Origin of the sequence: Facklamia sp. P13064 (genome assembly GCF_050409425.1) — a bacterium.
Taxonomy (GTDB): Bacteria; Bacillota; Bacilli; order Lactobacillales; family Aerococcaceae; genus Facklamia.
Map to the genome: position 1 here is coordinate 25,370 of NZ_JBNUPM010000004.1, position 18,818 is coordinate 44,187.

General features: G+C 35.8%; 15 protein-coding genes. 1 reads left to right on the plus strand and 14 read right to left on the minus strand.

Annotation, left to right across the window (positions count from 1 at the left end; translation table 11 throughout):
- Window positions 1–234 precede the first annotated feature (234 nt).
- From ACQV2S_RS02840 to ACQV2S_RS02895, 12 genes are all read right to left on the minus strand, one after another.
- Complete coding sequence (locus ACQV2S_RS02840; protein WP_428873523.1) at window positions 235–366, minus strand: hypothetical protein; 132 nt, start codon at window positions 364–366, stop codon at window positions 235–237.
- A 399-nt stretch (window positions 367–765) separates the two neighbouring features.
- Complete coding sequence (locus ACQV2S_RS02845) at window positions 766–1,698, minus strand: NAD(P)H-dependent flavin oxidoreductase (RefSeq protein WP_428884990.1); 933 nt, start codon at window positions 1,696–1,698, stop codon at window positions 766–768.
- A gap of 130 nt (window positions 1,699–1,828) precedes the next feature.
- On the minus strand, window positions 1,829–2,677 hold the full coding sequence (locus tag ACQV2S_RS02850) for a 3-hydroxybutyryl-CoA dehydrogenase (protein WP_428873521.1): 849 nt from the start codon (window positions 2,675–2,677) through the stop codon (window positions 1,829–1,831).
- 26 nt (window positions 2,678–2,703) lie between these two features.
- Window positions 2,704–3,948 carry a thiolase family protein gene (locus tag ACQV2S_RS02855; protein WP_428873553.1) on the minus strand — a complete coding sequence of 415 codons (1,245 nt, stop codon included), beginning with the start codon at window positions 3,946–3,948 and terminating at the stop codon, window positions 2,704–2,706.
- Between the two features lie 33 nt (window positions 3,949–3,981).
- Window positions 3,982–5,187, minus strand: coding sequence for an acyl-CoA dehydrogenase family protein (locus ACQV2S_RS02860; protein ID WP_428873520.1), 1,206 nt, complete (start codon window positions 5,185–5,187; stop codon window positions 3,982–3,984).
- A 21-nt stretch (window positions 5,188–5,208) separates the two neighbouring features.
- The gene (locus ACQV2S_RS02865) at window positions 5,209–6,513 is read right to left on the minus strand and encodes an acetyl-CoA hydrolase/transferase family protein (protein WP_428873519.1); all 1,305 of its coding nucleotides are present in this window, start codon (window positions 6,511–6,513) and stop codon (window positions 5,209–5,211) included.
- Window positions 6,514–6,528: 15 nt separating this feature from the next.
- Window positions 6,529–7,311, minus strand: coding sequence for an enoyl-CoA hydratase/isomerase family protein (locus ACQV2S_RS02870; protein WP_428873518.1), 783 nt, complete (start codon window positions 7,309–7,311; stop codon window positions 6,529–6,531).
- A 504-nt stretch (window positions 7,312–7,815) separates the two neighbouring features.
- Window positions 7,816–8,721, minus strand: a complete 906-nt coding sequence (locus ACQV2S_RS02875; RefSeq protein ID WP_428873517.1) for a LysR family transcriptional regulator — start codon at window positions 8,719–8,721, stop codon at window positions 7,816–7,818.
- Window positions 8,722–8,853: 132 nt separating this feature from the next.
- The gene (locus ACQV2S_RS02880) at window positions 8,854–10,047 is read right to left on the minus strand and encodes a peptidoglycan bridge formation glycyltransferase FemA/FemB family protein (protein WP_428882288.1); all 1,194 of its coding nucleotides are present in this window, start codon (window positions 10,045–10,047) and stop codon (window positions 8,854–8,856) included.
- 152 nt (window positions 10,048–10,199) lie between these two features.
- A complete protein-coding gene (locus tag ACQV2S_RS02885; protein WP_428884991.1) occupies window positions 10,200–11,585 on the minus strand; it encodes a L,D-transpeptidase family protein in 1,386 nt (461 codons plus the stop codon).
- A gap of 103 nt (window positions 11,586–11,688) precedes the next feature.
- Complete coding sequence (locus ACQV2S_RS02890; protein WP_428873515.1) at window positions 11,689–12,924, minus strand: lipid II:glycine glycyltransferase FemX; 1,236 nt, start codon at window positions 12,922–12,924, stop codon at window positions 11,689–11,691.
- A 301-nt stretch (window positions 12,925–13,225) separates the two neighbouring features.
- A complete protein-coding gene (locus ACQV2S_RS02895) occupies window positions 13,226–14,461 on the minus strand; it encodes a lipid II:glycine glycyltransferase FemX (protein ID WP_428873514.1) in 1,236 nt (411 codons plus the stop codon).
- 189 nt (window positions 14,462–14,650) lie between these two features.
- On the opposite strand from ACQV2S_RS02895, the gene ACQV2S_RS02900 reads away from it, so the two are divergent.
- Window positions 14,651–15,988 carry an MATE family efflux transporter gene (locus ACQV2S_RS02900; RefSeq protein ID WP_428884992.1) on the plus strand — a complete coding sequence of 446 codons (1,338 nt, stop codon included), beginning with the start codon at window positions 14,651–14,653 and terminating at the stop codon, window positions 15,986–15,988.
- Between the two features lie 210 nt (window positions 15,989–16,198).
- Here the strand turns inward: ACQV2S_RS02900 and mgtE are convergent, their stop codons facing one another.
- Entirely contained in the window at window positions 16,199–17,521 is a 1,323-nt protein-coding gene (mgtE, locus tag ACQV2S_RS02905; RefSeq protein ID WP_428873512.1) for a magnesium transporter, read from the minus strand.
- A 263-nt stretch (window positions 17,522–17,784) separates the two neighbouring features.
- Complete coding sequence (gene arsB, locus ACQV2S_RS02910; protein ID WP_428884993.1) at window positions 17,785–18,813, minus strand: ACR3 family arsenite efflux transporter; 1,029 nt, start codon at window positions 18,811–18,813, stop codon at window positions 17,785–17,787.
- Between the last annotated feature and the right edge of the window lie 5 nt (window positions 18,814–18,818).

Here is an 18,818-nt window from a genome sequence, read left to right on the forward strand (position 1 = left end):
CTGTCTTAAAATTTTTGTTTAAAGTGAATAGGCATACATAAATTCATCCCGATATCTAAAGCCCTCTTTGGTTGGTAATTTAATACGTGTCTCATTGATAAGCTCGAAATGGAGGTAATCATAAAAACGGTAATTGCAATCCGTATCGGTGATTAAATAAACATTTTCCAAGTCCTGTTCTTTAAAATAATCAAAGACTTCGGTAATTAATTGTCTATAGGCTTGACGTTCACTTTAGAAGACGCGAGTCACTCGTTCGACTTCATCCGGTTGCGCTTGGTTGGATAAGGTGATCAATTTGTCAATAAAGTCTAACTGGAACATTCTAAAAGTCGAATCTGCTTCTTTCGTTAAACAAAGAGTCATACCAACAATTTATCCACCAAGAACGGCAACGCATCCTAATGAGCTGTTCTATAGTGCTTTGTTAAGGGAAATAGCAGATGCTGTCTTTTCAAATTTCTTCGCTTTATAAACCCCTTCGAACCATGCCTCATGGACTAAATCCACTAATTAAGTCATAGCGTCTTCTCTAATTTGTTTAATTTCTAAAGTCATAACCCCTTCCATACTTTTGTTGTGATACTAGTATTCTTATTAACTTAAATTCTTAACTTAAACACTCTAGCAGTCCTGTCAAAGAATGCTGATATTAATCGTTTTCAATCTGTTTTCATTAAAGATATCTACTCAACTATTGTTATTTTTAAAACTCTTAAAAAGCTACTAGAAGTCTAGAGATTTTTAGTAGCTTATTATAAATGTTTATTGATTGATTAGCTTTAAGCGTGCTTGGCGGTATTCTTCCATTAATTTTTGAATAATCGCATCAACATTCTGGCTCTCAGTAATTAAGCCAATTGATTGACCACACATAAGGGATCCTTCCTCGACATCATCTTCATAAACTGCACGCCGCATAGCACCTTCTGCTAATTTCATTAGGTCTTCATCTGAAGCCCCTTCATATTCTAAACGAATATATTTTTCAGTCATTTTATTCGGTAACACACGAACAGGATGTCCTAGACGACGTCCAGTAACCACCGTGGTTGTTTCGTCGGCTTGTAGGACTAAGTTCCTGAATCCTTCTTTGATAGGGCTTTCTTTGGAACTTAGAAAAAGAGAACCTATCTGAACTCCACTAGCCCCTAAGGCTTCCACAGCTAACATACCCGCACCATCAAAAATACCACCGGCTGCCACAATAGGTACATCAACTGAACGAATCACTTGGCGAACTAGAGGCAGGGTTGAAACTTGTCCGATATGACCTCCTGCTTCTTGTCCTTCTGCTATAATTGCATCAACACCTAGCGCTTCCATTTTTTTAGCGATTTTAACATTAGGTATAACTGGCAGTACTTTCACATTAGCTTGATGCAAAGCTGATATAAAATTCTTAGGAGTTCCTGCACCAGTGGTAACCACCGGTACTCCTTCTTCAATAATTACTTCAACCAATTCCTCGATATTCTTCATTTGCAACATTAAGTTAACCGCAAAGGGCTTACGAGTCATTTTTTTAACTTCTTGAATCTGTCTTCTTAACTCATCAGCTGACATACCACCAGATGCTATCACACCTAAGCCTCCTGCTTCAGAGACCGCTCCTACTAATTGATAGCGCGACACATTGGCCATTGCTCCTTGAATAATGGGGTATTCAATCCCCAATAATTGGCAAATTCTATCCATATTTCCACCTCCATAATTATGGCTCTCCCCTTGTGACTAGTTAGATAAAAGTAACTAGAGCCGACAAAATGAGGGGGTCAAATTGTTAGCTCTAGTTTAACAGAAGTAAACTTTTTAGTTATAGCAATTCCTAATAGTCATAGAAGCCTTTGCCAGATTTTTGACCATAATATCCCGCTTCAACCATTCGTTTAAGCAATGGTGCCGGACGGTATTTAGGATCATTGAATCCGTTATAAAGAACGGTCATCACTGATAATAAAGTATCCAAACCAATTAAATCACATAATTGAAGTGGGCCCATAGGATGACCTGCTCCTAATTTCATCCCTGTATCAATGGACTCTTTGCTGGCAATTCCTTCACCCAATACAAAGATGGCCTCATTAAGCATTGGAACTAAGATTCGGTTAACTGCAAATCCTGGTGAGTCATCTGCGATAATCATGGTCTTATTAAAGGCATCGATCACTTCTTGAACGGTTTGAATCGTCTCTTCGCTGCTTTGTAAAGCTGTCACAATTTCAACCAATTTCATAACTGGTACTGGATTAAAGAAGTGCATACCAACTACTTTATCCGGCTTATTAGTTACTGAAGCAATATCTGTTAGTGACAGAGAAGAAGTATTAGTGGCTAAAATAGCTTCCTCAGGTGTGACTTTATCTAACTCTTTAAAAATCTCCAATTTAATTTGACGATTTTCAGTGGCTGCTTCAATCACTAGTTGAACATCTTTAGCATCATCATAAGAAAGAGACTTATGGATTCTTCCTTTAATTCTTTCGACTTCTTCAGCCGTCATTCTTTCTTTTTCAACATTTCTTTGCAAGTTTTTATGAATCTTTTCTAATCCGCGATCAATAAATTCTTCTTTAATATCATTTAAGTAAACTTCATAACCAGCCTGGGCAAGGACTTGGGCAATACCATTGCCCATAATACCTGATCCAATGACCATTGTTTTTTGAATTTTCATTTAATCTTCTCCTAATCTCTTTAGACTTAGTCCTTGTAATAGCCGTTTTCTAATAAGATAGATATTCCCATTCCGCCGCCGATACAAGCTGATGCAATCGCATAGCGTGTTTCTGGACGGTTCTTGAACTCATAACAAATACTTGTAATCATTCGCGCCCCTGTACATCCTAATGGGTGTCCTAATGCAACAGCCCCTCCGTTTGGATTTAAGCGTTCATATAGCTCTGTTTCAGGGCCATTACCCAATTCTTTCAAGCAGGCTAGAGTTTGGGCTGCAAAAGCTTCGTTAATCTCAAGAATATCGATATCTTCTAAAGTAAAATCATTACGCTCCAAAATTTCTTTAATCGAATTAACTGGTCCTAACCCCATTAAATCTGGCTCACAGCCAGTAACAGAATAATCCATTACTTTAGCCATGATTTCTAAGTTATTAGCCGCGGCATTTTCTTTAGTCGTAAAAATTTCGAAAGCTGCCCCATCATTTAGTCCAGAAGAGTTTCCGGCTGTGACGCTTCCACCCTTAACAAAAGCTGGTCTTAGCTTAGCTAATTTTTCCATACTAGTATCCGGACGTGGGTGACTATCTTTATCAATCACAGTCACATTTCCCTTACGATCAGTTATTTCAACTGGCACAATTTCTTGAGCGAGGCGTCCTGATTCCATGGCTTTTTTGGCCTTGGCTTGACTGTTTAAAGCAAATTCATCTTGCTCTTCACGCGAAATCTTATACATCTTTGCTAAAGTTTCTGCTGTTTGTCCCATATGAATCAAGTCTGGGTACCCATCACCGACTGACCCTGTATGAATCATAGTATTCGCATCAATTAATCGCTGATCACCAGTTTTAAATCCTTGGAAACGCACTTCTTCTGGTAAGAAATAAGGTGCTCTAGATAGGGACTCTGCTCCCCCTGCCGCCACATATTTCTTTTCAGAAGCTTGTAAAAGCTGTACAGCTGAAACAGCTGATTGGATACCAGAACCACACAAACGGTTGACTGTATAACCAGTAGATTCAATCGGTAAACCTGCATTAATGCCGACTACACGACCAATATTACTTGAAGTAGGTGAACCAACCACATGGCCACAGATAACTTCTTCAATTTCTTCTAGGCTGACACCTGCTCTTTTAGCTGCTTCTTTTAAAGCAGTTGTTCCCAAGTCTTGAACACGAACCGTTTTTAAATCGCCCAAGAAGGCTCCTACAGGTGTTCTGGCTGCCCCAACAATAACTACTTCATCTAAATTTTTCTTCATAATTCGCTCCTTATCTCTTGCTTCAGCTTGGTATTTCTAAACAAAGGCCCCTTTACCTGTTAAGTGACGACCGATAATTAATGAGTTGACTTCGTGGGTTCCTTCATAAGAATATGCTGCTTCAGCATCCACGAAGAAGCGTGCCACATCGTGTTCAACAATAATACCGTTACCACCTAATAGCTCACGTCCTAGGGCTACTGTTTCACGCAGACGGTAAGCGTTATTCATTTTAGCAAGTGAAGATTGAACTTCTGCATACTTACCTTTTTCTTGTAGAACAGCTAAACGGTGAGATAGTCCTAATGAAGTCACACAGTTTGCTTGCATTCTGGCTAGTTTTTCTTGAACTAGTTGGAATTCAGAAATTTTCTTACCGAATTGCTCACGCTCTTTAACGTATTTCAAGGTATTAGCTAAAGCTCCAGCATGTAAACCTGTTGCTAAGTGAGCCACATCTGCACGAGTAGTGTATAAGATCTTAGCGACATCTTTAAAGCCATTAATATTTTCTAAACGCGCTTCAGCGTCCACTTCAACATTATTTAATTTAATATGTCCATTTTGGACCATTCTTAAGGCAATCTTTCCATCAATCTTATCGACTGTTAAGCCTTTAGTTCCGCCTGCTACCATGAAACATTTAATCTTGCCATCTTCAACGTCGCGTGCAAAAATTGGTAAAACATCGGCAGTTGCTGCCCCGCCAATCCATTTCTTCTCACCGTTTAAGACCCATTTATTACCTTGTTTCTCAGCAGTTGTTGATAGACCACCGGCAATATCTGATCCGTGAAGAGGTTCAGTTAAACCGAAACATGAATGCCATTCATAAGAGGCCAATTTAGGTGCATAGTAATTAACTTGTTCTTCAGATCCTCCGATTAAAACAGTTGAGTAAGCAAGTCCTCCGTGGACGATAGTGAATGCACCAATTGAAGAATCCATACGGTTTAATTCATAAAGACGGAAAAGATTAAAAATTTCTGAAGTTTTACGTTTATTTTCCCGTCCCTCGAAAAGAGTTGGATGAGTCATCAAACCTAAATCAGTAATTTTCTTAAAAGCTTCCATCGGGAAAAGCTCTTTCTTCCAGTGCTCATCAATAACTGGATAAAGTTCTTTTTCAAGTACTTCACGCAGCTTCATTAGAAAGTTTACTTCATTTTCTGAAAGATCATGCGAGTAACCATAGATATCTTCTGGATATAAATACTGTAATTTTTCAATCTTTGTAGTCATTTTAAAATCAATCCTTTTCTTTTATTTTAATTTTTTATTTTCTAAATAACCAAGCTTGATGGCTTCTTCTCTTAAACCATCACGGAACTTCGGATGCGCCACTTCAATTAAAGCTTGTACTCTTTCTTGAATACTCTTACCTTTAAGGTGGGCTACCCCATATTCTGTAACAACAATTTCAATATCATTTTTTGAGGTTGAAACAGGTGAACCACTATGTAAATGTGGAACAATTCGAGAAATGGTATCATCTTTAGCTGTTGAATATAGACAAACAATTCCCACACCATTGGCAGCAATTCTTGCCCCCACAGCAAAGTCTGATTGACCACCGGTACCAGAATAGTAGAAATCTTCTAATTGTTCAGAGTTACATTGACCCAAGAAGTCAATTTCTAAAGTTGTATTGACTGAGACCAGGTTTTCAATTTTTGCAAGTTCAACAATATTGTTTATGAAGTTAACCGGAAGAATTTCGACATCCTCATTATTATCAATAAAATCATACAAGCGACGATTTCCTAAAGCTAGAGTTGTTGAGAAACGGTGTTTACCGACCGGTTTCTCTTCATTAGTAATAACTTTATTGTTATAAAGATCTACTATTGATGATGGCAACATTTCGGTATGAATCCCTAAGTTTTTCTTATGGCTTAAAGCATTCATAACAGCATTTGGAATTGTTCCAAAGCCGATTTGAATAGTTGAACCGTCCTCAATAATGTCCCCAACATACTCACCAATTTTGCGGTCCTTATCTGATAATTCGATATCCGGTAATTCTACAACATCTTCAGAAGATTCTACAAAAGCAGTTACTTCTGAGATATGAATTCTCATCCCCTCTCCATGTGTATGCGGCATATTTTCATTTACTTCAAGAAACACTTTTTTTGCAAACTCAACCGTGCACGGTGTATAAGCAGCTGTTAAGCCAAATGAAAAGTATCCATCTTCATCCATTGGTGAAGCTTGACTAATCATTACAGGTTCTGGTTCTCTTTGTTTAATAATGGCGGGTATTTCTGAGAAATGAGAAGGAATTAAATCGACATCTGTATTTCTCATAGCCTTACGATCCAAGCCTGATAAGAAAAAAGTAAACTGTTTTAATTGATCTTTAGCTAGATTAACTACCGGTGACATTGATAACATCCGATACAATCGATTCCCTTTAAGTTGCTTAGCATTGTTTAAAGCTTGGGTAATCAATAATGGCTCACTTCCAGCCGCTGCTAGAACGATCCCTTCACCCGGTTCAATCATTGCGACTAACTCTTCAACTGAACGACGTTTTTCATCATAGATCGCTTGATATTGACTCATACTATTCCTCCTAACTTATTTGGCTTTAAAATTAGCTTTTCGCTTTTCAACAAAGGCATTCATACCCTCGATACGATCTTGACTATTAAATAATCCAATCACAATTTCATTTTCTAATAAGAGTCCTTCTTGTAAGCTTGATTGGGAACCTCGATTAATAGCCAGTTTGGCTTTTTTTAAAGCAAGTGGGGCTTGCTGCATTAGTTTGTCAGCTAATTTATCAGCTTCTTCTAATAAGTCTGCTGAAGGAACTAAATAGTCAATCAAACCTAATCGATAAGCTTCTTTACCATCTATCAATTCTCCAGTGAAAACTAATCGTTTTGTTGCACCTAAGCCGATTAAACGGACAGCTCTTTGAGTGCCTCCATAGCCTGGCATAATTCCTAAGCCGACTTCAGGAAAACCGATTGTATTTTCAGAACTTCCTATTCTTAAGTCACAAGTTAAAGCGAGTTCCAAACCACCACCTAAGGCATAACCATTAATAGCCCCAATCATTATTTGCTTAAGGCCTGCTAAGCGATTCATTGTATAATTTCCATATTCAATGAATTTCTTAGCCACTTGGTCATCCATCTTCATCATTTCTTTAATATCTCCACCGGCCATAAAGGCTTTACCTTCACCCGTCAAGATAATTACTCGAATACTCTCGTCCTGCTCCATTGCATCCATAAAGGTATTTAGGTCATCCAACATTGCTGAATTAATAGCATTCAGGCTCTTGGGTTGATTGAGGACAAGCTTGGCTATGCCTTTATCAACCGTATAACTTAAAGTCTTTAACTGAGTCATTATTCTCTCCTTCAATCAAAATCACAAAGTAAAACTTGTTAGATAAAAATAATTCACAAACTCAAAATTGACTTTGATCGATCAAATTTAAATACTTACTCCATAAATTATGCAACACAAAATTTGATAAGCGCTTACAAATTGAGTATAGGCAATCATTTAGAGGCTTGCAACTTAGAAAAAGAAATCGATTCCATTACATTTACTAATCAGGTAGGATTTTAATTGTGATTTCTCCCACTATTTTTCACAAATTCAGCAGTTTTTTTATAAAAATTTTTCACAAAGAGGTCATAAGTGCGATAGCTTTTGATTTAATATGAATTCGTATTAAATTTTATCTATTAAATACTTTGTGTAATCGCCAACTATTTAAATAAAGTTTTGCCTAATTTTTTTCAAAGCAGTTTTGTTAAATTTAAAAAATTATTTAAAAAAAGAGTGGACAGCACAAAAAAAGCATATTTCTAAAATTTAGAAATATGCTTGAAAGATATTTGACTCTTACCCACTAATTACTTGCTGGTCTATATAGTTTTTAATCCAGTCATAAAGTAAGTTATGGCTGGTCGGGTAAGCTTCATATTTTTTTCTTGATAAATAGATATTAAAAGGTAAATCTTTTTTGAATTCGCGATAAATTATTTGATCCGAATTCATTAAATGATAAGTAGATAGAGGAAGAATCGTAATTATTTCATTCCCTTTTACAAGATCAATAAGGTATTCCCAAGAAGAAGAGTGAACGAAAATTTCAGGTTTCATCTGTCTTTGAGCAAATTGATCCATTACCAAACGATTAGTAGAAAATGATTCATTAAAAATGGCAATAGGCATTTGGTTCACTTCATCCCAGGTCACTTTTTTCTTCTTGGCTAAAGGATTGTTAGGATCCATAAAGACAACAAATTTATCGTGAATCAGAACCTGGTCTTGAAATTCCCCTGTCCGTCGAATGGGATCCATCAGAATAGCCAGATCCACATCGCCTTCATCTAACCTTTCATATAAGAACTGACAACCGCCCTCAATAATTTCTAGGTTTACATCCGGATAAGTTTTTCGTAAATCTAAGACGACATTAGTTAGTCTAGTTCTCAATACAATAGAAGGTAGACCGATGCGTACCACATTATTAAGCTTGCGCGACTCATTGTGAATGGTCGTCATCATTCGATCATGAAGACCAATCATTTCTAAAGCATACTTATAATACTTATGACCAATCGGCGTCAGTCCTACCAAGCGACCTCTTTCGCGATAAAAAAGGTCTAAATTATGAGCTTCTTCAAATGAAGAAATTATTTGACTAAGTGCAGATTGGCTAACAAAAAGGTGCTTAGCTGCTCTAGTCATATTGCAATCTGACTGAACAATTTCAACGAAATACTTTAGTTGTCTAATATCCATTCTTTTACCTTTCTCCAGATTCTAATTATTTCTCTTCAATTATATCAGATATTCAATATTCTAAAAGGAAAACGCTTTATTTTCTGCACAAAAACCTCCTGTTTATTGCAGATGGTTTTATCCTATTTTGCATTATTTTTTTGGAATTAAGCCAAATACTATTCTTTTTAAAGAGTGAGTCAATTTATAATAAAGCGGGAACGGACGATAGAAGAAAACGCCCGTTTTTTCAAGAATAAAACCATTGAAATTTTGTTTAAAACGCATAACGCCATCACTTCCATCAAATTCCCCCTCAATTCCATAAAAATTATAATAAGGAATCCCTTTTTTAATTGTTCGCATCATGGCTTCATATTGTAATAGAAATGGAGCTGAAAAATTTTGATAAGATTCTAGCGATCCCCCCAGAAAATAAGTTGCTTCTTGATCTAAATAAACTATTAACATATTTGCTAAAGGAATAATTTCTTTTTTCTCTTCATCTTGAATGGCTTGAACCATTTCTATATCTTTCTCTAATGACTTGATTCGGTCTTGATCTTGAACTTTTTTGGGGTTTAATTCATTGATTTGTCTTTTTAGTTTTTCAATGGCTTTAGGAAGATTGATCTCAGCTACTAAAAACTCAACTTGATCCTTAAAGTTTTTATACATTGCTTGATAATAATCTAGTGATTTATCTCCAAAGTCCTGTCTTTGAGCGGTTTCCCTAGTTATTCTGCAGAAATCTTCCATTTCTTCATAGTCCATTGTTCGTATCGAAAGACCAAACTGCTTAGCCTTTTTAATCTTTCTTTGACTATTTTTATTAAAAGATTTTAAAAGCAATTTTTCATCTTCTGATGTAAAAGCACTTAAATCTTTTAAATATTGGAAAGTCGGCATTCCTTGCATATTGTAGACATTTGACTTTTCTCTAGTATAACCTAATTCATCAAAATAGCTTGGTATTGCTTCTAAATCCTTAATGGCTGTTGCTTCACTATTATAGAGATGATCCTTGTGATTAGGTTGAACAATCACCTCCGTGATTTTCATGCGTTTGGCATATAACTTTAGATGCTGGTAGAAAAGTGATTCATACTGTTCTTCTGCTGCAAAAGTCCCTGCCATTAATTCCATTCTTTTACCGGCGAAGACCTTTTGGCTATAAGCCAATCCCACAGCTTTTATAACTCCTGCATTTTCTAAAGCTAAACGTTTTTCCTGAAAACCGCGAGCAACTAAAACTTTAGCCATTTGAGCTGTTTGTAAAAAAGAAAAGCCACTTTTATTAGCTAAAAAATGTGCAAGTTCATCATAAGAAATTTCAATAATCTTCATGGCTACCTCCAAGGTATTTAAGAATGTCAGTGTTTATACTCGCCTATTTTTAAGTTTTTAACCTGCCGCAGTTTCTTCAAAATAAAAAACAAGCATCAGCATATGTGATTGTTCACATATGCTGATGCTTGTATTTAAAAAAATTGCATAAATTAGAAAACAATGACAGGCGTACCAACTTCTAAAGCGTTATAAACTTGTTGCATAACTGCTGGTGGAGTATTGATACATCCCATTGATCCATTAGAACGATAGATATCTCCACCATAGGCCGGTCTACTAGCAGTATCATGAATACCTTGACCAACAGTATCAAACGGCATCCAATAATCCACATGTACTTTATAGTCTTTTTCGTTTACCCAGTCATATCCTTCTAAATACCGATCTCTTTCCTTGCTCCAAATTGCATAAGCGCCTGGAACTGTTTCAGCCCCATCTTTTCCTGAAACAATCGGTGTTTGTGTGAAAAGTTGACCATTAATATAGATAAACATTGTTTGGTTAGCTAAGTCTACTTCAACATAAGTTGAACCAATATCATCGCCACCACTTCCATAACCGCTTCCTACTACTACTGGATCGCGACGTACGTCCTCGCCTTTTTGCAAATCTTCTACAATTTGACTCGCTTCAGCTTGTCGATCAATTGACCATCCTAAAGTACCAGGTTGTACTGTAACTTGACCTCGTAAAGTAGAATTAAAGGAACGAGGATTTAAGTAAGATGAATACTTATCATTGTATGTTTTTAAGAATTCCATAATCATATTTTCATCGAAAACGATTTGATTGTTCTCATCAAAATGCAGCCACTTTTCAATTTCTTTCTTAGGAATGACTTCTTCGTTGCCATCAATCTCTAAAGTTATCTCTGTATCTACAACATCTTGAATTTGTTCCAAAAACTCTTCAATTTTGCTATCTTGACTGGTCATTGTAGGCTTTTTGTAATATTGATTTAATTCTACGTTAGAATTACCCGCTTGAATCTGAGCCATCATACCATTTTTTAAAGCTTCCTCATCAATCTGAGTTCCCTGTTTTTCTTCAACAACATGGTAGCCTTCTGCTTCTGAATAGTCGATAAAGGCATCTTGTGAAGCGGAACGCTTATTATTATCTAAACCTTGGACCTCTAATTTATCCTGTAATACTTGGTAATCGATCTCTATGTCAGTTAAAGAGGTGTCTTCAAAACTTTGACCTTTAAAGTAATAATTTAACCAAGCATTTGGATTTTGATTATTATAAAGCTCTTCCAATTTAGCAGATTGGTCAATTTGAGGCTGTAAATCCTTCATTTTAATACTTGCTACTGACCGATCATTTTCAAAAAATTCAATTTGTTGATCTAGTACATATTTTTCTATTTTTTCCTCTGCTTGAGGGAGTGTCAAGTTACTTACATCAATTTGTCCCACTTTAGTATTTGCTTGAAAACGATTAGAATAATAGCCGATTCCACCTGCATATACTAAACCAAAGATTAGGCTTACTATCATTATTGTTACCAGTGAGCGTTTTAAAAATTTCACAAAATTACCTCCCTTTCGAGATTCTAGTATATCATGTATTTATGAATATTCTAGTAATAATCTATTACAATTTGTCAGTTATCGTTCTTTACGACTATTATTTTCAATTCTTTTGCCAATTAAAGTAAATTTGGCGCAACTTAAATAATTGACGATATAAGATTGAAATAAAATGCGATAATTCATAATCAAACTCACCAATTCGAGCACTTTTAACGGCACCCCAACGTTTCTTAAAATTATACAGTCCGGGTGCATCATCTTCATGCTTATCTTCTAAGCCAGAAATTGCTCCCAAGTCAAATGAATGGCATCCCCGCTTTTTCGCTTGACGCATCATTTCCCAAACCATAAAGTCATTCGGTAGTAATTCACGTAGTTGATTAGATGAGGCACCATATAAATAATAGCCTTTCCCACCTGATTGAACGAAAATGGCTCCTGATAAGTAATAGCCGGCTGGATTTTCTTGAGCAATTTGCTCAAGAGTTTTTTTCTGATGAGCAGATTTTTCAATCGCTTCTTCTAAATGTTTGATTTGTTGTTCAAATTCTGGAGTTGGTTTTTTCTTTTTGAGACTTTTCAATTCTTTTTGACGATTCTTATCATTAGCATCTAATCCTTCTATGGCTGCTTTTGGATCTAACCTCACTAAGTAAAATTGTGCTTCTCCTTTTGGATTCATTTCATTATAAATTTGCTCGAAATAACTTATATCTCGAATCCAGAACTTCCCTCTTGCACCTGTTTCTTTCATAAGATTGTAAAAAATAGCCATTTTACTTATAGGCGCCTCTTCTAGAATAAAGCCATATTTATTAGCTCTTCGAATATTAGTACGAGTCAATCCTTGAAATGAATCCAGTATTTCTTTTTCACTTTTATTCAAATCTGTAATCATATGGAAACGGGGCTGAATCGCCTCTTTAAAACCAAAGGTAAACCCTTGATGATTAAATCCATAGCTTTCAATCTGTTCTAATAAATGAGGGGTGGACTCTTCTAGAACTGGATCAATTTTGATTAAAAAAGCATTATGTTGTTTTGCATCTTCTTTAACCACTTCTAGAAGGGCTTTAACTGATTCGTTATCGAACCAATCGACCACGAATCCCCTAGACACATAACAAATAGAACGTTTGATAATAGGAATTTCTTTATATAATAAGGATGCAACTCCTGTCACTCGGTCTTCATGGCCCACACTAACTCTCGACCACTTCCAACCTAAAGATTGTTTTATTTTGGCCCAAGAAGACAATTGACACATATCGCCATTGGGGTGGTCTTTTACAAATTGATCATGTTCAGTATCACTAATTATAATATTTCGAATCATTGTGGAACTCCTTCTCCATCTTTCTTTGATATTATAGCATAGGTGAAAAATCTTCCAATTGATCCGCTCTTACATTCTAATTAAATGAAATTAAGTGAATCTTAGAAATAAAAATATAAGTTGGGCTATTATATATTACTAGCCATAAAATAATAAGGAAGAATTTAATTCAATATTTCTACTTCAAGTGTTCGAATAGTATTTTAAATATAATCTTAATTTCATATGTAACTCACTTAAAATTTGAACCCCTAGAAGTAGCTTGCTAATATCCATTTTAACTTTCGTTAAAATAAAGCCGTTACCGATTTCTAAGCTGAATCAATCGCGCTCTTAAAGAAAAGGCAAAGCGATATAATTTAGTAAGTATTGGCGAAAGTACGTAATCAAACTCACCGATTCGAGCTCTTTTATTAGCTCCCCATCGCTTTTTAAATTCAAACAAACCAGGTGCGTCATCCTCTGGATGCCCCTCCATACCCGACACCCCTCCAAAATCATACGATAAACACCCCTGTTCTTGAGCATAACGCATCATTTCCCATTGCATAAAGTAATTAGGTAATAAATCACGGAATTGGTTAGAAGATGCACCATATAAATAATAGGCCTTGCGTCCACATTGAACGTAGATTGCTCCTGATAAATAGATGGTTTCTTCACTTTCGTTTTCTGCCTGCTTTAAGGATTCTATTAAATCGTAAGTATTTGCAATCGACTGTTCGATTTGCTCTAACTGTTGCAGAATTCCTTCACTGATTTCTTTCTTCGACAAATTCTTCTGTTCTTTTTGGCGGTTTTTAACATCTTGTTCGAGCCCTTTGATTGCTTGGTCTGGATTCAATTTTACTAAAAAGAGCTTGGCTTCATGAGGAGGATTCATTTCTTGATAAATGCGTTTAAAATATGAAAGATCACGAATTAAAAAGCCATCTCGATCACCAGTAACTTTCATGATGTCATAGAAAATAGACATCTTACTCTCAGGAGCATCTTCTAAATCAAAGCCATACTTATTGGCTTTTCTGACATTAGTTCGCGTTCGACCTTGAAAGGATTTTAAGAGTTCTTTTTCATTCTTATTAATATCAGTTACCATATGAAAGCGCGGTTGAGCCGCCTCTTTAAAGCCAAATGTGAACCCTTGATGCTTAAAGCCAAAGGATTCAATTTGTTCTAATAGACCAGCTGTTGATTCTTCTATATCAGGATCTATTTTTATTAGAAAAGCGCGGTGTTTTTTAGCATCTTCTTTTACCGCTTCTAACAATGCTTTGACCGATTCATCATCGAACCAATCGACCACGAATCCCCTCGAAACATAACAGATAGACCGTTTGATCAATGGGATTTCTTTATATAATAAGGAAGCGGCGCCTGTCACTTGGGCATCAGTTCCCACACTAACTCTTGACCACTTCCAACCAAAAGCTTGTTTTACTTTTCCCCAAGAGGATAGTTGGCACATATCGCCATTAGAATGTTCTTTTACAAATTGATCATGTTCTTTGTCACTAATTTTAATATTTTGAATCATTGTGGCACTCCTTCTCCGTCCATTCTCAAACATTATAGCATAAGTAGCTATTCTACTGATATTAATTCAAACATATTCAAACTCCGTTGGTAGAAACAAAGGGGGCAATTTTCTGGTAATATAGACAGCAAAGTTATAGGATTGTAGTTGAATACTTTTTTTACAAAGTTAAATAAAGGATGATTTAAAATGAACAAAAAATATTATTTAACAGCCTTAAAAATGGCTTGGCCTTCGGTCTTGGAGTCTTTTTTTATTGCCTTAGCGGGGATGATAGATACCATGATGGTAGGAAGTTTAGGAAGCTATGCCATTGCAGCCGTTGGTTTAACCACTCAACCAAAATTTATTGCCTTAGCAATTTTTATTTCGATTAATATAGCCGTTTCGTCTTTAGTTGCTAGACGTCGAGGTCAAAAAGATAAAATGGGTGCTAATAGCGTTTTTCTTACCGCCATGATTCTAACTCTTATATTATGTTTACTTTTTAGTTTGATCACTGTTTTCTTTGCCAGTAATATTATCCACTTAGCAGGTAGTCAACCAGATACTCACCCTTCTGCAGTTCTTTATTATCAAATTATTATGGGTGGCATGGTCTTTAACTTAATTGCTATGACGATCAATGCCGCTCAAAGAGGAAGTGGTAATACCAAAATAGCTTTTGTCACTAACCTGACTTCTTCTGTCTTGAACGTCTTCTTTAACTACCTATTAATTGGTGGTAAGTTTGGCTTCCCGGCTTTAGGTATTAAAGGAGCGGCTATTGCGACTGTACTCGGTTCAGTCGTAGCAATGTTTATGAGTGTACGCTCATTATTTAAACCTCATAGTTTGATTCAAGTTAGGTATCTCTTGAAAAACAAAGTTCATTTTGATTTCAATGTTGCTAAAACGATTGGGAAGCTCTCATCATCTATGTATATCGAAAACTTAGCGATGCGGATTGGTTTCTTAGCCACTGCATTAACTGCTGCTAGCTTAGGAACAAACACTTTCGCAATCCATAATGCTGGTATGAATATTTTGGGTTTAGGATTTTCTTTTGCGGATGGAATGCAGGTAGCGGCTGTTGCTCTTGCAGGTAAGGCCTTAGGTGAAGAAAAACCTAAAGTAGCGATTGAATTTGGTCAAATTTGCCAACGAATAGGACTTGTTATTTCTATAATACTCTCAGCCTTTTTATTCTTCTTCGGACGCGATTTAATGGGTATTTACTTCAGGGACCCTCAGTTGATTGACCAATCTATTATTGTTATTCAATTCACTATGGTCATTGTTCTATTACAGATCTCACAAATCATTTATGCAGGTTGTCTTAGATCAGGTGGTGATGTTAAATATACCTTATTCGTAGGAATTATTTCAGCATCCATTATTCGTACCGCAGTTACTCTTATTTTGGTCAATATTTTTAAGCTCGGACTCGCTGGCATTTGGATCGGTGTACTATCTGATCAATTTTCACGCTTTCTTCTTATGCGCCACCGATTTAAGGCAGGAAAATGGACTCAAATTCGTATTTAATATAAAAACCATCTTGTTGTTTTTAGAACTGACCCCAAATAGTGAGACCAACATAAAAACACCTACGGATAAAATCCATAGGTGCATAAAATTTACTTTTTTACCTATCTACTTAACAGGGAGCCGTTCAGAATTCGTGTGAAAGGTGTTTTTATTCTGCCCCATTTATGGGGTGCAGTGTCTTTTAGCAACAAGATGGTTTTCACTGGATTAAATATTCAATAAACGACTAGCTACTTCAAAATATACTAGTAAGGATGCAGTATCAACAATCGTCGTAATTAAAGGACCTGCCATAACAGTAGGGTCGATCTTTAATTTGTCTGCCAAAATTGGTAATAAACCACCGATTACTTTGGATAACATGACGGTCATTAATAAAGTGATCGATACGACCAGATTCACTTGGAATGAAACAGAATCTAAAATTAAAATTCTTAACATATTGACCACAACCAAGGCAAGTCCAACAATAAAACCTATCCTAAGTTCTTTTAGTAAAATTTTCACAAAAGAAACACCTTGTAATTCTCCTAAATATAGGGCTCTTATAATAGTAGTCGAGGACTGACTTCCTGCATTCCCCCCACTATCCATTAACATCGGTATATACATGGCTAAAGCTACGTTGGTAGCTAAAGTCACTTCATAGCGTTGAATTATAAAACCCGTGACAGATGCAGTAATTAAACAAATGATTAACCAGGTAATTCGACTGCGGGCTATCGACAAATCAGATTGTTTTAAATAATGCGTTTCTTCCACGTCATTGATCCCGTGAATGTTTCCGAAGTCTTCATGGTACTCTTCTGCTAAGATATCAATGGCCCATTCAACAGGAACAGTACCTACTAAACGATTTTCTGAATCGACAACCGGTATTTCTGACAAGTCATATTTTTGAGCCAATTTAGCTACCACTTCTTGATCATCTTTAGCTGATACTGTGCGTGTTAAGCCCTTTAATAAGTCAGATACTTCAGCTTGAGGATAACGAATTAAATCACCCAAATGAATAAATCCTAACAAGCGTAGCGATCCATCTGTAATCCAGATTTGTTCTAATTTATTGGCATCTAGGTCTGATTGGAGTACCAGATTATATATTTCTTTAAGGGTCAAGCGTTCTTTTGCAGCTAAAAAGTTAACGGTCATCACTGATCCGACGCTTTCTTCTGGATAACCCAACAATTGATTAATAATTGGTCGCCGATCTTCGGTGACAAAGTATTGCATGATTTTTTTTACCATATTGGCTGGTAATTCTTGCAAAGTGTCAACTAGTTCATTTTCATCAAGTTCTTTGATCAATTCACCAGTATCTTCATCAGATAGAATCTCAATGATTTCCATTTTCTTTTCTTTGCTCAGCTCGGCAAAAGTATCCGCTAATAGATCTTTACTCAACAATTTAATCCTTAAAGCAATTTCATAGGCCGTTAAGTTATCAAATTGTTCAGCAATATCAATTGGGTCCATGCGATTGATTTTTTCTTGTAAATGATTAATTTGATCGATTTGGTATTTCTTCATTTGTTTCCCTCCTAAATGAAAATTCTTTCATTTATATGTGATTTTACAAATCACTGTCATTTTTATAGTTAAACAATTAAAGAACACCCACTAAAAGCAAGGCGAGTAAGCGATGCTGATAGTGAATGTCTTTTTTTATAATTCTTGTTACTCCAGACTCGAACATCTTCTCCAGCATCCATCTTACTCACCCCTTGAAATTATTTATATTCATTATATCATAGCAATTTATTTAATCGAATGCTAGCTGAAAAAGCAATCTATTAAATGGATTGCTCTTCTTTTCTAAAACAATGTTGCTTACTATTAGCAAAGCGAACTAACATTAACATAACAGGCACCTCTACTAAGACACCGACAACAGTCGTTAAAGTAGCTCCAGAAGAAAGTCCAAAAAGTGAAATAGCTACCGCTACCGCTAATTCAAAAAAGTTAGAAGCACCAATCATGCCGCAAGGTGCTGCTATTGAGTATGGCAGGTTGACTTTATATGCTATAGCAAAAGTAATTCCAAAGATTAGTAAAGTTTGAATAATCAAAGGAATAGAAATCAATAGAATATTAAGCGGCTGATTCATAATATGGTTACCTTGGAAAGAGAAAATAATAATCAAAGTCAATAATAGGCCTAAAGAAGTGTAACGATCAAAAGATGGAATAAAGGTATTCTCTAAGTAATCATTGCCTTTATTTGAGATAATAATGCGACGTGTAACCATACTCATTAAAAGCGGAATAACAATAAAAAGTACAATAGATAATAATAGCGTCTCCCAAGGAATAGCAATATTCCCCATCTTTAATAAGAAACTAACAATTGGCACATAAGCTACTAAAAGGATCAAATCATTGGTTGCCACTTGAACCAAAGTATAAGCACTGTTTCCTCGAGTCAATTTCGACCAAACAAAGACCATAGCAGTACATGGAGCTGCTCCTAAGAGAACGGCACCCGCTACATATTCAGAAGCTAATTCAGCTGATAAGAAACGACCATAGATAATATTAAAGAATAAATAAGCGATAAAATACATGGTAAGTGGTTTGATCACCCAGTTGACCATCCAAGTAATATATAAGCCCTTAGGATTTTTTCCAATATTCTTAACACTATTAAAATCTATTTTCAACATCATAGGGTAAATCATAATCCATAGGAGAATAGTTGTAGGAATGGAAACATTATAGAATTCAAATTGCCCGAGAAAGACTGGTATTTGAGGAATGAATTTTCCAATTAACACACCCATCATCATACAAACCAACACCCATAAGGTTAAGTTTTTTTTCAAACGAT

Bases quoted from the DNA above. Each gene is read 5' to 3' on its own strand.
- ACQV2S_RS02900 (WP_428884992.1), top strand. From the start codon at position 14,651: ATGAACAAAAAATATTATTTAACAGCCTTAAAAATGGCTTGGCCTTCG.
- ACQV2S_RS02865 (WP_428873519.1), bottom strand. From the start codon at position 6,513: ATGAGTCAATATCAAGCGATCTATGATGAAAAACGTCGTTCAGTTGAA.
- ACQV2S_RS02870 (WP_428873518.1), bottom strand. From the start codon at position 7,311: ATGACTCAGTTAAAGACTTTAAGTTATACGGTTGATAAAGGCATAGCC.
- ACQV2S_RS02845 (WP_428884990.1), bottom strand. From the start codon at position 1,698: ATGGATAGAATTTGCCAATTATTGGGGATTGAATACCCCATTATTCAA.
- ACQV2S_RS02890 (WP_428873515.1), bottom strand. From the start codon at position 12,924: ATGATTCGAAATATTATAATTAGTGATACTGAACATGATCAATTTGTA.
- ACQV2S_RS02840 (WP_428873523.1), bottom strand. From the start codon at position 366: ATGACTCTTTGTTTAACGAAAGAAGCAGATTCGACTTTTAGAATGTTC.
- ACQV2S_RS02850 (WP_428873521.1), bottom strand. From the start codon at position 2,677: ATGAAAATTCAAAAAACAATGGTCATTGGATCAGGTATTATGGGCAAT.
- ACQV2S_RS02880 (WP_428882288.1), bottom strand. From the start codon at position 10,047: ATGAAGATTATTGAAATTTCTTATGATGAACTTGCACATTTTTTAGCT.
- mgtE (WP_428873512.1), bottom strand. From the start codon at position 17,521: ATGAAGAAATACCAAATCGATCAAATTAATCATTTACAAGAAAAAATC.
- ACQV2S_RS02875 (WP_428873517.1), bottom strand. From the start codon at position 8,721: ATGGATATTAGACAACTAAAGTATTTCGTTGAAATTGTTCAGTCAGAT.
- ACQV2S_RS02860 (WP_428873520.1), bottom strand. From the start codon at position 5,187: ATGACTACAAAGATTGAAAAATTACAGTATTTATATCCAGAAGATATC.
- ACQV2S_RS02895 (WP_428873514.1), bottom strand. From the start codon at position 14,461: ATGATTCAAAATATTAAAATTAGTGACAAAGAACATGATCAATTTGTA.